Origin of the sequence: Arthrobacter sp. NPDC058097, from assembly GCF_042884885.1 — a bacterium.
Classification (GTDB): domain Bacteria; phylum Actinomycetota; class Actinomycetes; order Actinomycetales; family Micrococcaceae; genus Arthrobacter.
In genome coordinates, this window is sequence record NZ_JBHVSZ010000014.1 from 1 (window position 1) to 14,352 (window position 14,352).

Consider the following 14,352-nt stretch of genomic DNA (forward strand, 5'->3'; position numbering starts at 1 on the left):
AGCAGGAAAAACTGACCTTCACCCGGTCCCGGTCCGGGAACAAGAACGACGGCGCGCACGTCGAGCAGAAGAACTGGCACGTCGTCCGTCAGACCATTGGCTACCACCGCTACGACACACCCGGCGAGCTGGAACTGCTGAACCGGATCTGGGCGCTCCAGCGGCTTCTGACCAACCACTTCGCACCCCAGCAAAAACTCCTCACAAAAACCCGGACCGGAGCGAAGATCACCAAAACCTACGACGCGCCCGCCACCCCATACCAGCGCGCCCTGGCCGACACCGGCACCGTCACCAAAGCCACGAAAGCCCGCCTGATACGCGAAAACCGGCCTCTGAACCCGGCCGCCATCCAACGCCAAATCCAGGCCCTCTGCACAGAACTCCTGACCCTCACCGCCACCAAACAAGGCCCCAAGAAGCAGCCCGCCATCCGGGCAAAATCAAATGAGTCCACGAATCAACCCAGGCGGGCATCTTGACATGATTCCTCGGGGAGGTACCCGTAACGTCGCGCAACTCCGCGTCAAAGGGCATTCCTGATGCTCAAACACTATGCGGGGAACTGGCCGTGGAGTACCTTTTACACGCCCGGACGGCCATGCGGCGTCCGGCAGCAACGACGCTGCCCCCGCCACAAGGAGTCTCGGATGACACAGAAGATGACCGGCCCCCTTGGAGATTTCGGCAGCGCGGACCTTGCGGCAGCCGGCGGGAAGGGCACAGCACTGGGCGAACTGCTGCGGCACGGGTTTCCCGTGCCTCCCGGATTCGTCGTCACCACGGACGCCTACCGCTCGCTCCTCACCGTGACGGGAATCGGGGCGGCCCTGGACGGCATGGATCAGAACATGCCCGACGGCGGCGCCCTCCGTGCACTGTTCACCCACTTTGTCATGCCGGCAGCTTTGCGGGCGGAAATCGGTGCCGCATATGCGGCCCTGGGTGGGGGAGCCGTGGCGGTCCGTTCCAGCGCCACGGCAGAAGACCTGCCCGGGGCGGCGTTTGCCGGCCAGCAGGACACGTTCCTGAATGTCGTCGGTGAGGAGGCGGTGGCCGAGTCGGTCGTGGACTGCTGGGCGTCACTCTGGACCGACCGGGCCATTGCCTACCGGCAGCGGCGGGGGATCGACCCCCGGGAGGTGACTATCGCCGTCGTCGTCCAAAAGATGGTGCCGGCCGACTTTGCCGGCGTCCTGTTCACGGCGAACCCGGTTACGGGTGAGCGCGGCGAGATGGTTGTGGACGCCAGTCCGGGCCTGGGGGAGGCGGTGGTCTCGGGGAGGGTGACGCCCGAACACTACGTGCTGGACCGCGCGGGCAGGACCCGCAGCTTCGGTCCCGGCGGCGGTGAGGTGGTGATCAGCCCGGACGCAGGCGGCGGCACCATGGAGCAAGCCGGCAGCCGCAGCCCGGATCCCGCCCTGAGTGAAGCCAATCTGCGGGAGCTGGCTGACCTGGGCCGCAGGGCGCAGGAGCACTTCGGCCGGCCGCAGGACGTGGAGTGGGCGCTGGCCGGCGGCCGGATCCATATCCTGCAGTCACGGCCCATGACCGCCCTGCCGCCGCAGCCACTGCGGCTCAACGCGGTGCAGCGGCGGATAGGGCCCTTCTTCGTCGAGATGTTCCAGGAGCGGCCCTACCCGCTGGATGTGTCCGGCTGGATGGAGCAGGGGATCCTTGCGATGCTGCACCGGATGGCCGGAAGCGTCGGAGTCCGCTTCCCCGGGGTCGGGGAGCTGCTGCCCGAGGAGGACGGCGTGGTGCTGCAGCTGGTGCCGCCGGTCCCGCGGCTGACGCTCCGCACTCTGGCTGCACCGCTGACCCTGGCCCGCCGCGCGAGGCAGTTCGACATGGCCGGATGGAAGAACGATCCCCGGTTCGTTGCGTTCCTGGAGCAGGTGGACCGGCTGAACCGGCGGGAGCTGGAAGGACTCCGCTGGTCAGAGGTTGTGGGCGTGGCGCGGGAGTCGTTCGCCACGATGCGGGGTGTCACCGAACTGCGCAGTTCCTACATGCCAGGGATATTCCTGCCCATGCTTCGGCTGCGCCTCATGCTCCTGCTGCTGGGGCGCCTGAAGCTGGCGCCCGCCTTGGTCGCGGGTGCGGAAACCATGACAAGCCGGGCGAACCGGGCCCTGGACCAGCTGGCCGCGATGGTGCGGGCGGATCCCGGGCTGGCGGGCGCCTTCGCATCAAACGACGGCCCGGCCCTGCTGCAGCTGGTGGAAAAGGACCCCGCGTACGCCGCCTTCCGCGAGGCGTTCACCGGATTCCTGCGCGAATACGGGAACCGCGAAACTGTGAGCGTGGTGCTGAGCAGTTCGCCCACCTGGTCCGACGCCCCCGAGGTTGTGCTGGGGCTGGTGAAGGCGCTCCTGGGCCAGCGGCCCGCAGCCGCTGACCAGACCGGCGCGGCACTGGCGGCGCTGAAGCGCCACCCGCTCCTGCGGTTCGGATCCGTCCGGCGGCAGGTGTTGGCCGCCGTCGACGACGCCCGGGCCGGCATGGCGTTCCGCGAGGACAGCCATTTCTACGCCACCAAGGTCATCCCGCCCATGCGCCGCGCATACCGGGAGCTCGGCAGGCGCCTCGCTGCCGCCGGCGTGATCGACACCGTCGGGGATGTCCATCACCTGCGGTTCGAGGAATTAGAGGCAATAACGGACGACGGCGGCGCGCTGCCGGCTTCCGTCCGGCAGCTTTACCGGCCGCTCGTGCAGGCCAGGGCGGCCAAACGCCGTGAGCTCGAGGGGATTCCGCTGCTGGACACGGCGCTGCTGTTCAGGAACCGCCGCAGTGCGGAAGGCGTGCTGGTCTCCGGTTCGCCGGCCAGCCGCGGCCGTGCCGAGGGGCCGGTGCGGATCATCCGGGGACCGCACGAGTTCGGCCGGCTGTCCAGCGGCGACGTCCTGGTCTGTCCGTACACGAATCCTTCCTGGACGCCGCTGTTCCAGCGGGCGGCCGCCGTCGTCGTCGATATGGGCGGCCTTGGCTCCCATGCGGCGATTGTGGCGAGGGAGTACGGAATCCCCGCCGTCATGGGGACCGGCACAGGCACCGGCATCCTGGCCGAGGGGCAGCGCGTCGTTGTGGACGGCAGCGCGGGGACTGTCGTTTCTGCCGCGACCGATTAGGTGCAGACCTGCGCTGTCATACTTTCGCTATGACGGTGACCGGGTGGCTATCTCCGGACGAGTTCTGGGATGAATAGGGCGCATGGAGGAACTCGTTCGGGAGTCCTTCGGCGAATTGGCCTGCTACGGACTCGACAGGTGGTCCGGGCCCATCGCCATAGGGGAGTGGGATCTCGGCAGCCGCCCGTCCGCGGCTGTGAGTCTTGGAACGGGGCGGGGAAGCGTCCGTCCCGGTCGACGGCGCGGCAGAGCTCTTCGAAACATGGCGCGAAGCCGGCCGCTGGTGGGGCGCTGGCCAGGATGGCACAGATCCGCGCGGCCCGGGGTGGGCTGTAATTGCCTGCAGCTGGTGACAAGTCCTTCGCCTATCTTGCCCGAAACTTTCGCCGATCTTGTCCGAACGGGGTGAGCATAAAAAGCGAGGCTGAAGGGGGTGAACATCATGGCTGACGACAAAGAAGTTCTGGACTGGGTCTCTCCCCGCAAGCAGCGGGAAATCGACAACCAGGCCGCCTTCCTGCGCTTCCTTTTGGAGCGTGAAGAAACGATCGCTCAAGGGGGCGAGAAATTGTATGGGTGATTGCCTGCCCCATGGAATCGCGCGCTGTGGAGGTAAATCCGCCAGCGGGTGATGACGATCTTGGCCTAGTGAATGCGGAGCCTGTGGGTTTAATGGCGTTGATTTTCCCACGCTGCTCGCGCGCCGGGGAGCGATACTTTGTTCATGGCAAGGGGCACAATTGCCAGGGGCTTGTTAATCGGCGGCCTCGTCGTTATGCCAGGGACCTATAGGGCAGACTGGTGGCGTGAGCGGAATCCCGTGGGTACTGCACGTCGATCTCGACCAGTTCATCGCAGCGGTCGAGGTGCTTCGGCGGCCGGAGCTTGCTGGCAAGCCGATCATTGTCGGCGGCCGGGGCGACCCCACGGAACGGGCTGTGGTGTCCACTGCATCCTATGAAGCCCGGGCGTTCGGGGTCGGTTCCGGAATGCCCTTGCGCATCGCGGCCCGCAAAGTGCCGGACGCCGTGATCCTGCCAGTCGACCACGAGGCTTACCTCGCGGCTTCCGAAACTGTGATGGCTACCCTGCGGGCGCAGCCCGGCGCCACCGTACAGGTGCTGGGCTGGGATGAAGCCTTTGTTGGCACTGAGACAGAGAATCCGGAGGCCTACGCCCGGCAGGTTCAGGCCGCTGTCCTGGAGCGAACCCAGCTGCATTGCAGCGTGGGCATCGGCGACACCCTGGTCCGGGCCAAGGTGGCCACTGGGTTCGGTAAGCCGGCCGGTGTCTTTCGGCTCACTTCTACGAACTGGCTCGACGTCATGGGCAGCCGGCCCACCAAGGAACTGTGGGGCGTCGGAACCAAAGTGTCCGGCCGCTTGGCCAAACTCGGCATCAGCACGGTCGCCGAGCTTGCAGCGGCCGACCCCCAGGACCTGGTCCCGGAGTTCGGCCCAAAGATGGGCCCGTGGTACGCGTCGCTCGGGCGCGGGGACGGCGCCAACGTTGTGGACGACACCCCGTGGGTTGCCCGCGGGCATAGCCGGGAGACCACCTTCCAGCGCGACCTGACCGAGCCTGCCCAGGTAGACGACGCGGTAAGGGAGCTGACAGCGCGCGTTCTGGAGGACGTGGTGGCCGAAGGACGGCCCGTGATCGGGCTGACCCTCAAGGTCCGGTACGCGCCGTTCTTCACCACCACCCACGCGAAGAAGATCGCCGAGACATTCGACCGGAGCGAAATCCTCGCGCGGGTCCTGGACCTCGTAACCACAATCGAAGCTGGCCGTCCCATCCGGCTCCTGGGCCTGCGGGCCGAAATGGCCATGCCCGACGATGCCCGGAAGGGTCATACGCCAACGCGCGGCGGTTGGTGACGCCGTCGTTTGGGGGAGTCCGAATAACTGATGCTGGTGGACAGCACCCTTGTGCGTCGGGTTAGGTTTTGGAAAAAGGAGATTTCAATGAGCGAGAAATTGCGTTGGGGCGTTCTGGGCAGCGCCCGCATCGTCCGCAAGACAATTCCGGCGTTGCAGCAAACCAAAAACGGCGCGGTCATAGGAATCGCTTCCCGCACCGAGGAAAAGGCCAGGGAATACGCGGATAAACACGGCATCCCCCAGGCGTTTGGCTCTTATGAGGCGCTGCTGGCGTCCCCGGACATTGACGCCGTCTACATTCCGTTGCCGAACGCCCTGCATCTCGAGTGGATTCTGAAATCCCTGGACGCAGGCAAGCACGTCCTCTGTGAAAAACCTCTGGCGATGAGCGTCGCCGAGTGCGAGAAGATTGCGCGCAGGGCCGGCGAAACCGGCCTCAAGGTCCTTGAAGGCTTCATGTACCGTTTCCACCCGCGGTTCGAGAAGCTGCAGGAGCTGCTTGCCGCGAATGCGGTGGGGAAACTGACCTTCATCCATGTCGCCCACTCCTTCGACGCCGGCGGGGACGACAACATCCGCTGGTACACCGGGCTGGGCGGCGGAGCACTGTTCGACACCGGCGGCTACTGCGTCAACGCCAGCCGGATGGTCACGGCACAGGAGCCGGCGCATGTCGCGGCCTATGGCAACTACCGCGATGCCAACGACGGCGGTCAAATCGACACCAGCATCGCGGGCATGCTGCGCTTTCCCGGTGGCGCCACCGCGCTTTTCGATACCGGGGTGAACCTCGAGCGCCGCAACTTTCTGGAAGTCACGGGCACCGAGGGCCGGCTCTACCTGGACAACCCTTTTGGGCTCCTGGAGGAGGACTCGGTCCTGGAGGAGCACCACTTCGGGCAGGACACGATCTATCACAAGGTCAGGGGCGACAACCACTTCGTACGGATGGGCGAACACTTTGCGGACAGCGTCCTCAACGGAACGCCGCTGCGCTACGACCTCACGGACGCGGCGAACAACACGAAGGTGCTGCAGGATCTCGACAGCGAGGCGCGGAAACAGGAGCGACTGCCGGGGGAGTGAAACGCGGTGCGGTACGAACCGGAAAAGTCGGGTGCGGGCCGAGGCTGATCACGGGTCCGTACCCGGCGGCGCTGCAGTCCACGTGGGCAGCGACCGCGGCCCCTCGATCGTGGCCATACTCGACCGCGCCAGCGACTTCAGCACGGCGACATGTGAGCTGTGGCTGCCGGTCGAGCGCGCCTAGGGCGTTCCTGAAAAAAAGCCGAAGTCGACTCCGGACCTTTGCGCGGCACGATGGCATCGGCGAGGATAAATGCGATCCCACGTGCTTCAAAGAAGGAGTCGACGCGATGACCAAGTATCTAATCTCGTTTCCGAGTGCCGCCATGGTCCTCCGGGACGGAGATCTGCAGGCCGTTACGGAGGCGTCGCACGCTGTGGTTCAGGAGGCGAAGGACGCCGGTGTCTGGGTGTTCGGCGGCGGCATCGACGAGAGCATACCGCCCGTGATGGTCGACGGCGATGGGACAGTCAGCGAGGGCACCTACCCGCAGACCGCGCACCTCGAAGGCGGGTACTCGGTGCTGGAGCTTCCCTCGTACGATGCAGCTCTGGAGTGGGCCGCGAAGATCGCGGCCGCCTGCCGTTGCGCACAGGAGGTGCGCGCTTTCGCATACGATCCCGCCAGCTAGGGTGGGGCGGGGGCCAAATGTGGACTGTGCAGTCGCCGTCGGTTCTGGGGTAGGGTCTTCCGGTGACCACGTACGGCGTCGTTGGAGTTGGCTCGATCGCAACAGCGATCGTCAATGGGCTTTGCGACGGGGCGGCCGAGCCGCCAGGGGTCGTCCTATCCCCGAGAAATGCCGAACGTGCGGCTGATCTCGCGGCCCGGTTCCCGTCGGTGCGGGTGGCCACGAACAACCAGCAGGTAGTGGACGACAGCGACGTAGTGGTCGTCTGCCTGCTGCCCAATCACGCGGCAGAGGTGCTTGCTGGGCTGCAGTTCCGTGCCGACCATGCCGTAGTCAGTGCGATAGCCGGCTTCCCTGTCGGGCAGCTGGCCGGACTCGTTGCGCCCGCGACGGACATCGCACGAAGCATCCCGCTCCCCGCAGTGGCGACCCGCGGAAGCGTAACACCGGTTTATCCCGCAACGCCGGCCGCCACGGGACTCTTCGACCCGCTCGGCGGGAGCATGGAGATCGTCAACGAGCTTGGATTTGAATCGGTGTCCGCAGCATCCGCCACGGTCGCGGCGTACTTCCGCTACCTCGGAACGATCACAGCCTGGCTGTCAGATCGAGGCATCCCCGCGGCCGCCGCACATCGCTACGTCGCCGACACTTTCGCCGCGCTGTCGGTCGAGCTCGACTCTCCTGGAACGAACTTCGCAACCCTGGCCCAGGCGCACAGCACACCCGGCGGCCTCAACGAGCAGTTCGCGCACCATCTTGAAGCCGCAGGAACGTACGACTCTGTGCAGGCTGGCCTCGACGCGGTGCTTGCAAGGATCACTCAGAAGTAACCATCACAAGTCGGAGGAGCCGAGCCGGCGCCTAGTCCTTCTTCAGTTCCTCCGCAAACATCACGATGATCCCGCTGGGACCGCGGACGTACGTGAGCTTGTAGATGTCCTTATAGGTCGCCACGCCGCGAAGCGGATGGCAGCCGTGCTTTGCTGCTGTCTCCAAGGCTTTATCGATGTCCTCGACTGAGAACGCGACGCGGTGCATGCCAATCTCGTTGGGAAGAGTGGGCTGCGTCTCGATCGCTTCGGGGTTGATGTACTCGAAGAGCTCGAGACGACCTTGCCCGTCTGGCGTCTGCAGCATGGCAATGTTGGCGTGATTGCCGTCAAGGCCGACGGCAGTGTCTGTCCATTCGCCACTAACGGTGTCTCGGCCGACAACAGTGAGACCCAGGTCGGTGAAGAAGGCGATGGTTGCTTCGAGATCGCGAACCGCGATGCCGACGTTCTCAAGTCTGATGGTCATGGCTTGCACGCTACCGAGGTGAGCGGTCCAGGTCCAGCAACGGCAGGTGCTCGGTTACGAGCAGCCCGGGGTTTCAGGACGCCGCGCTACTTCCTTGACACCGCTTTGTTGCCAGCGAATAGTTCGCTTAAGGATTCGAGGGGATGGCGACAGGTGAGGAATGTTCTCAAGCCTTTGTTGGTGGGCATTCTTGGATTGCTCTTTTGCCTGTCGGGCTGCGCAGGTCTAGACGGATTTGGAGGCTTTGGGGGCGGATCTCCCCAGGAAACGTTGGAAACGTTGGAGACGAACAAGCCTGTCCGCATCTACACCGAACCTGTCTACACGGGGCAGGCCAGTGGCCAGCTGAATGCAATAGGTAACAAGATCAACGACTACGTTGCCGCCCATCCGGACACTTTCTCCGGGGCTTACTTCTCCTCGGATTCCACCAAGATTTTCGTCGGCGTTGCGGAGCCTGGCGACGAGGCTGCCTCAGTTTTCGAGCGACTGGCAGACAGGCTTGATCCTGGGCGGCAACGGGTTATCACGGCCGACGCTCAGTGGTCTTGGTCCGAGCTCGACGCGGTGAAGAACGTTTTGGTGGAGAAGTATCTCAAAGAGTCCAAAGGAGGTGTTGATTCCGTCGGGATAGACACATCCAGGGATACCGTGGTCATCTCCGTGCTGATCGAACGCGGGGACCCCCGGCTGGAAGACAATCCGACTGTTGCGGAAATCGCTAAGCGCTATGGGGACGTGGTCATGTTCAGACAGTCACTGGGCCCGGTTTCGTTAAACGCAAAGTAGGCGCGCTTCTTTCGTTATTCGGTGATTGCAGGAGTACATAGGATCCGGGGTGAGCAGGAACATCGCGAACGCCAGGAACGAAAAACCAGGCCGAGGTAGATTCCGGTCACCCCGCCGACTCGGGAGACACTTCGGTAAGGTTGGCCGCCCCATAGGCGACTCGGTCCGGAAAGTTATAGATGACAACGCTTCTGGCTGGCGATGGCAGTGTGGTCCACATCTTCGTGCCCAACTCGTACTTCTGATCGCCCTCAGCCAGCTTCAGGTTTGCCACCACCACCAAGTGGTCGGAGGCGAGCCCGGTCTCCCCTTCCGCATTTGGGCTCAACTTTCCGGGGCTGAAGACCACAGAGAGATCCCCGGCTGTCTCCGTTGAAAAATCCTTCAATTCCAGTGTCGCTGACGACGCCGTTACACGGATTGTGGCGGTGCCATTAGTCGGGAAGGCCTGTGATTGGAATGTGCCTTCGAGGATCACCGGAACGATGGCAGGGGAAGCTGTTGCGGCGGCAGGAGCCGGCACAGAACTGGTTTGTCCGCTTTCCGCGGGTACATCCGAGTAGGTGCAACCGGCGAGAGATACAATAACTGCGCCAGCGGCCAGCGCCAGTCGAAATGTTTTCAACATGTCCCCCAAGACTTGCTCTCCCGGAACCCTACCTCATGGTGGATTGCGGCTTCGAACCGACCCGGTCAAAGCCAAAGGCATTTAGTCGCGTCTTGTAAACCGATAGCTTTTCGAGACACTGGGTGTGTGACCATGCCCGTCGGATGCCCGGCTTCGCAGCGAAAGAGCCGCTAGTCCACCTGCCCTGCGGCCTCGAGAATGATGCAGCCGTCGTTGCTACCGGGGCAGATCTTCTCCACATGATCCAGTCCTGTTGACCATCTGTTGGGGAACCTCGAGCGGAGCGTTCCTAAGCCGGACGCCGTTCCTACGCGGTGGCAACCAGTTCTAGTTCGAAGCCATCCGAGTTTACGAGATAAGCGGCGTAGTGATCGGGCCCGCCAGCATGCGGGTACTTGTCCTTGAACAAAGGGCTCCAGCCGTGATGCGCGCTCTTTTCAGTCAGAGCGTCTAGACATTCTCGGCTCCCGGCCTTGAACGCCAGATGATTCAGGCCGGGCGCAGTGCGCTGATGTACTCGGCTGCTTAAATCCGGTGATTCTTCAACGACGATGTAGGTGGGACCCAGCCGCCAACTGATTCCGCTGCCCCAATTCTGATAATTCTCGTATCCCAGGCGGGACAGGATCCAGCCCCATTCATCCTGGGCTCGTTTTAGGTTCGGTGCCCACAGTTCGATATGGTGCAGGGCGCCTTTGGAGTCATCGTTCACGTTGTGGGTCTTTCATGCGTCCAGCTGCGGTAAGCCACCTCCCTTAGGGTCTAGGTCCATCGTTCCCATAAGTGAACCCCAACCGGGCCAGTTTGCTAGGTCTACTCCAAAGGGAAATCGGGAAGTGGGATCGCTGAGTCGGAGCCCTGCGACCCGTTATGTCGCCAGCGTCTGATCAGCACCACTCCCGAGACTCTTTGGAAAGGGACCATTCCCGCATACTGTTACTCATGGCGGACAACTCGGCCGAGAGCAGCAACAAATACGACTGGCAGTCTTGGCCACCCGATTCGCTTGACGGAATGCCACCTAAACGTCGGCGGCTTGTAGCGTGGGGGCTATTGTGGTTCCTCGTTTTGGGCTCAGTTGTAGGCGGCACACTAGGTGCACTTGGACTTTCTGAGCCGTGGCGTTCCCTAGTGAGCGCCATTGTTCTGGTTGCAGTGTTCGTGCCGCTCATTCGGGGCGCTGTTCAAGAAGACCGGAGCTTACGGCGCGAAGGTATAGAACTGCCATCCATTCCTGTCAGCCGAAAATCGCTGATCACCAACAGCGCATTGGCCATCGTGCTTTGGATCGTTTATGCCTTCTGGATCTGGATGTCGAAGGTGCCAGTATTTCCTCTTCTCCCGGTTGCTTGCACAGCCTGGGTGGCATTTGAATTCAGCCTCTGGAGACGGCGCACCGAGACGGACGAGTAACGGCGACCGGAATGGTTCCGATGGACTATGCCAATCCAAGCTAGTCGCCTGGGCGCAACGGTCCTGCCCGCAGAAAGCGCCAGTGGAACGAATGCACCAACTGGCCACTTGGCCGCGTCAGTTTCCAGACGTCGTCGCTCGGCGGTCGAGACGGCTGGTCAAGATGACCCGGCCACGGTCTAGGATCTCGCTGATAACACGCTGCTCGTGGTCATCGAAATACGGGATATAGTGCTCACCCGCGGGAGTGATGCTGGGGAGGTTATTGCCGTAGAAGAGCTTGTCGTAGCACTTGTCGGCCTCTGGTCCGCGGTCATCAATAGATGCATTCACGCTGCGTGCAATGTCGCCGAGGAGGTTCCACGCATTCAACAGCTGCGCGCAGATGTCGTCCGATGCCGGCAATTGAAGAAGGTCTTCTATCCCGTCAAGGTTCTGAGGTTCTTCATTGCCTGCTTCCAGCGTGAGGTTGTGTTGGCGGGCCAGCTCCAAAAAGTCCTCTTGAGCCCGGGCCCACACGATCTGGCCCTTAGAGACGAGAACACCGTCCGTATCGCCTTCATCGCCAGCATCGTCGTCCGTTTGCCACACGAGGCCAATCCTCTGACCTTGAAATTGGATCCAGTGCGGGTACGACCTCCTCATCCGGGGAATACTATCTGTTGAATCTCCTCTGACGATCTTGAATGGCTGCCGCGGGATCATACTTTTCCTATGAGTCCAAGATTTGCTCGTTGCGCAATCATTGTTGCTCTCCTGGCTGCGCTTTCAGCGTGTACCTCCTCCCCGCCACCTTCCGGCGAGCTGCCGCCAGACCCCAAAGGGCAGCCGTCCGCAACGGCCGTACCTGGCGAGCTCGTTGGCCGCGGATTCGTGCGTCAGGAGGGAAACGAACTGCCCATATTCTGTATGGGTGGCATCGCCACCTCCGATCCACCCTTATGCAGTGGGCCGCCACTCCGCGGCTGGGACTGGTCAAAAGCGGACGGCGAAGAGACAGTGGGCAACGTGACCTACGGAGACTTCGTGGTCCACGGGACCTGGGACGGTACCAGCTTCACTGTCACAAGACCCCCACAAAAAATCGCGTCAAATGAATCCTGGGGGGACCCGGATCCTCGACAGAATCCAAGCAACCCTGGCACCGCGAGCAAAGCCCGTCTGCAACAAATCCAACGCGAGATATGGGAGACGGAGCGACCCGCGGCAGATACACAGGTCGAAAACGGCTACGTCTTCAGGTACGTTCCCTACGACGACGGATCGCTGCAGAGGGCCATGGATAAGCGCTACGGTCCAGGGATTGTCGTGGTCCGATCCCGGCTGAGGCCAAGCACGCAAGCAACCGAATCGCAATCTGAGACGGGACGATGCTCAGCCGCTCTAGGATAAGGGCCTGCCGAAGAGCTTCTTGAGGCCTTGGCGGAGCATTCCCCGCAAGGAGTTATCTTCCGATAAATGCTCACGCAGTCCAAACACGATTTCTTCGAGCCTTTCCTCTTCAGCGCTCCTGGCAAGCCATACGATTCCAAGTTCTGTAATGACCTCGCCAGCTGCTTGATCGGACTGTGGGTAGAAATCCAACTCTCCCTCACCGGGGTTGGAACTCGCCACGAATGCCCAGATTCCCGGGGCGTCCGGATAAACCAGAATGAGACGATTGGTCCAGTCACCGTGCGAGATGACGCCGACGCGGCCGTTGTCGCCCCAGAACTCGGCGTTGGGAAGGACCACAGCTAGTACCGGTTCCTCTTTCGGATGGACGTGGATTTTGTCGATTCTACTGAGAGTACTAGCAACGTCCTGTCTCACACGCGGTTTCCCGAGAGGAACCCTTCATGGGACCGTCTTTGGGGAATTTCCCTGTTTGGCGCGGTTTTGTTCTTTCTGCCGGTGTTTTCTGATGAGGATGGATTATGAAGTTAGACACAGTCCTTGAGCGGTCTGATAGTTCCAGTCTGCTGGGCGAGATCGTGGCTTTGAGAACGCATACTTCCATGCGGGCGAAAGGTGTCAGTCAGTGCCGCGGGAGCCATTATCAGTTTGTTGCGGAACTGGATGCGAAGGCAGAGGAATGGCACATGGTTACCGACCAGGGGCAGAGGTGGTCGGCGGTTGACGGCATGCTCTCGGTGGAACCTGAGCCTCCGCATGAAGTTGATTTCCCTAGCGGCATGCCGACCGAGGTCCAAATGCTTCACCCTGAAGCGTTTCTGATGTGGGGTCGTGGCGGCGGCGAGAGCTTCTACCCGATGCTCATCCAAGAGATTGGCCGGCGGTCATTACTGATTACCTTCGAGCATGTAGAAGACCCGGCACTCCGCGCCACCGCCGTGATTAATGGCACCACAGGCATCATCGAGAAGATGGCCATGCTAGGTGACGTCACCATTCTGACGGAAGTGGAGTTCGGTGTGCAGCTTGATTCTGGACGCCAGCCCGAGTTCCTGCCAATTACGACGGATTGGATTCAACCCAATTACTGATTGACAGTGTGTCAGCTGGCTCGTCAGAGGCAGAACGGGGTCAGGCCGGGGGAAGCGACCAATCGTGATGTTATTGCCCGGGTTGGCCTGCAAGCGTTGTCGTTGATGGAACCCCTCGCGGCCCAAGTCATTAGGTCTGGCCCATGTTTCCGTCCGGAACCTTCCGCAGGCCTGTTTGGCAGCGGCAGGGGGTTGTGCTGGCCGGCGGGAGGTTAGATTGTGGCTGATGCCGCTAACCAAGCGGCCCATGCTTAAAGGCTTCTGAAGGCATTTCGAATTGCACCGCAAATACCAATGGGCGTGGGTGTCTGGAGACAGCAGCAGTGATTCGGGCTTAAAGTGTGGCATGGCTGAACGGAGATCGAGGATCAAGCGTTTCGTCTCGCTCGGCCTCGGCAGTGTCATTACCGCAGCTGTGGCTTCAATTTTCCTGATGGTGCTTAGTGGGCCCCAGCCCGACTCGTTTCCCCTATTCTTTGTCACCTTCCTGGCCATTTGGGTGATTTGGCAGTTGGCCATCCTGATAGTCAACCGGCTCAGGTTCAAGTTATGGCGGCGGCGCGGGTGGACGGAAGTCTGGGTTCGTTCGTCCGAGGCGTTGCCTGGCGGTCTGGCCAATAGCTGGGTGCGGGGATTGATCTCAGTCCGCGAACCGCTTGTGGACTTCGTGACAGATGAGTCCCGGGAGGGAGCCTGGATCAAGCCTGCAACCTTCCTAGTCAACGGCCGAATGTCTCCAGACCGTAGACAATTGGAGGTGCGGGATTACGTGGCGGTCAACTTCGGTCCGGGGCTCCGAGTGGTCTCCCTCCAAACAACTCACGGACCCATTGACGTGGCCGGATACCCAGAGGCGTTAGACCAGTTCGAGGCAGAATTGTTCGGGTCCGTAAACCGCTAATCAGACTTTGGCGCAGCGTCGTTTTTACGAGGTTGGACTACGGCAAATTGTGCCCTCCGCTAGCCGAACCATGAGCGGGACTCTCCCTCCTTGAG

At 62.1% G+C, this 14,352-nt stretch carries 15 protein-coding genes and 2 pseudogenes; 12 read left to right on the forward strand and 5 right to left on the reverse strand.

The features are described from left to right. From ACFVTE_RS20535 to ACFVTE_RS20570, 8 genes and pseudogenes are all read left to right on the forward strand, one after another. A pseudogene (locus ACFVTE_RS20535) lies at positions 1-482 on the forward strand (integrase); the annotation flags it as partial. 168 nt (positions 483-650) lie between these two features. Next, positions 651-3,137 (forward strand): PEP/pyruvate-binding domain-containing protein, encoded by a 2,487-nt coding sequence (locus ACFVTE_RS20540; protein WP_387103700.1) that lies wholly within the window; start codon positions 651-653, stop codon positions 3,135-3,137. Positions 3,138-3,579: 442 nt separating this feature from the next. Further along, positions 3,580-3,717, forward strand: coding sequence for a hypothetical protein (locus ACFVTE_RS20545; RefSeq protein ID WP_387103703.1), 138 nt, complete (start codon positions 3,580-3,582; stop codon positions 3,715-3,717). A gap of 226 nt (positions 3,718-3,943) precedes the next feature. Next, on the forward strand, positions 3,944-5,017 hold the full coding sequence (locus ACFVTE_RS20550; protein WP_387103706.1) for a DNA polymerase IV: 1,074 nt from the start codon (positions 3,944-3,946) through the stop codon (positions 5,015-5,017). An 87-nt stretch (positions 5,018-5,104) separates the two neighbouring features. After that, positions 5,105-6,106: a Gfo/Idh/MocA family protein gene (locus ACFVTE_RS20555; RefSeq protein ID WP_387103709.1), complete on the forward strand. Its 1,002-nt coding sequence runs from the start codon at positions 5,105-5,107 to the stop codon at positions 6,104-6,106. A 50-nt stretch (positions 6,107-6,156) separates the two neighbouring features. After that, a pseudogene (locus ACFVTE_RS20560) lies at positions 6,157-6,290 on the forward strand (AraC family transcriptional regulator); the annotation flags it as partial. Positions 6,291-6,396: 106 nt separating this feature from the next. Beyond that, positions 6,397-6,738, forward strand: coding sequence for a YciI family protein (locus ACFVTE_RS20565; protein WP_387103712.1), 342 nt, complete (start codon positions 6,397-6,399; stop codon positions 6,736-6,738). Positions 6,739-6,800: 62 nt separating this feature from the next. Continuing rightward, positions 6,801-7,571: an NAD(P)-binding domain-containing protein gene (locus ACFVTE_RS20570; RefSeq protein ID WP_387103715.1), complete on the forward strand. Its 771-nt coding sequence runs from the start codon at positions 6,801-6,803 to the stop codon at positions 7,569-7,571. A gap of 31 nt (positions 7,572-7,602) precedes the next feature. Here ACFVTE_RS20570 and ACFVTE_RS20575 read toward each other — a convergent pair whose 3' ends face one another. Next, a complete protein-coding gene (locus tag ACFVTE_RS20575) occupies positions 7,603-8,040 on the reverse strand; it encodes a VOC family protein (protein ID WP_387103717.1) in 438 nt (145 codons plus the stop codon). Between the two features lie 153 nt (positions 8,041-8,193). Between ACFVTE_RS20575 and ACFVTE_RS20580 the strand changes: the two genes are divergently transcribed. Then, positions 8,194-8,829 carry a hypothetical protein gene (locus ACFVTE_RS20580; RefSeq protein WP_387103719.1) on the forward strand — a complete coding sequence of 212 codons (636 nt, stop codon included), beginning with the start codon at positions 8,194-8,196 and terminating at the stop codon, positions 8,827-8,829. Positions 8,830-8,935: 106 nt separating this feature from the next. Here ACFVTE_RS20580 and ACFVTE_RS20585 read toward each other — a convergent pair whose 3' ends face one another. Next, entirely contained in the window at positions 8,936-9,457 is a 522-nt protein-coding gene (locus ACFVTE_RS20585; RefSeq protein WP_387103722.1) for a DM13 domain-containing protein, read from the reverse strand. A 307-nt stretch (positions 9,458-9,764) separates the two neighbouring features. Then, a complete protein-coding gene (locus ACFVTE_RS20590; RefSeq protein ID WP_387103725.1) occupies positions 9,765-10,169 on the reverse strand; it encodes a VOC family protein in 405 nt (134 codons plus the stop codon). A gap of 419 nt (positions 10,170-10,588) precedes the next feature. On the opposite strand from ACFVTE_RS20590, the gene ACFVTE_RS20595 reads away from it, so the two are divergent. Then, positions 10,589-10,870, forward strand: a complete 282-nt coding sequence (locus ACFVTE_RS20595) for a hypothetical protein (protein WP_387103727.1) — start codon at positions 10,589-10,591, stop codon at positions 10,868-10,870. A gap of 117 nt (positions 10,871-10,987) precedes the next feature. Here ACFVTE_RS20595 and ACFVTE_RS20600 read toward each other — a convergent pair whose 3' ends face one another. Both ACFVTE_RS20600 and ACFVTE_RS20605 read right to left on the reverse strand, forming a co-directional pair. Beyond that, entirely contained in the window at positions 10,988-11,461 is a 474-nt protein-coding gene (locus tag ACFVTE_RS20600) for a hypothetical protein (protein WP_387103729.1), read from the reverse strand. Positions 11,462-12,253: 792 nt separating this feature from the next. Next, entirely contained in the window at positions 12,254-12,604 is a 351-nt protein-coding gene (locus tag ACFVTE_RS20605) for a hypothetical protein (RefSeq protein WP_387103732.1), read from the reverse strand. 182 nt (positions 12,605-12,786) lie between these two features. On the opposite strand from ACFVTE_RS20605, the gene ACFVTE_RS20610 reads away from it, so the two are divergent. After that, positions 12,787-13,356: a hypothetical protein gene (locus ACFVTE_RS20610; RefSeq protein ID WP_387103734.1), complete on the forward strand. Its 570-nt coding sequence runs from the start codon at positions 12,787-12,789 to the stop codon at positions 13,354-13,356. Between the two features lie 346 nt (positions 13,357-13,702). After that, the gene (locus ACFVTE_RS20615) at positions 13,703-14,257 is read left to right on the forward strand and encodes a hypothetical protein (protein WP_387103737.1); all 555 of its coding nucleotides are present in this window, start codon (positions 13,703-13,705) and stop codon (positions 14,255-14,257) included. Positions 14,258-14,352 lie beyond the last annotated feature (95 nt).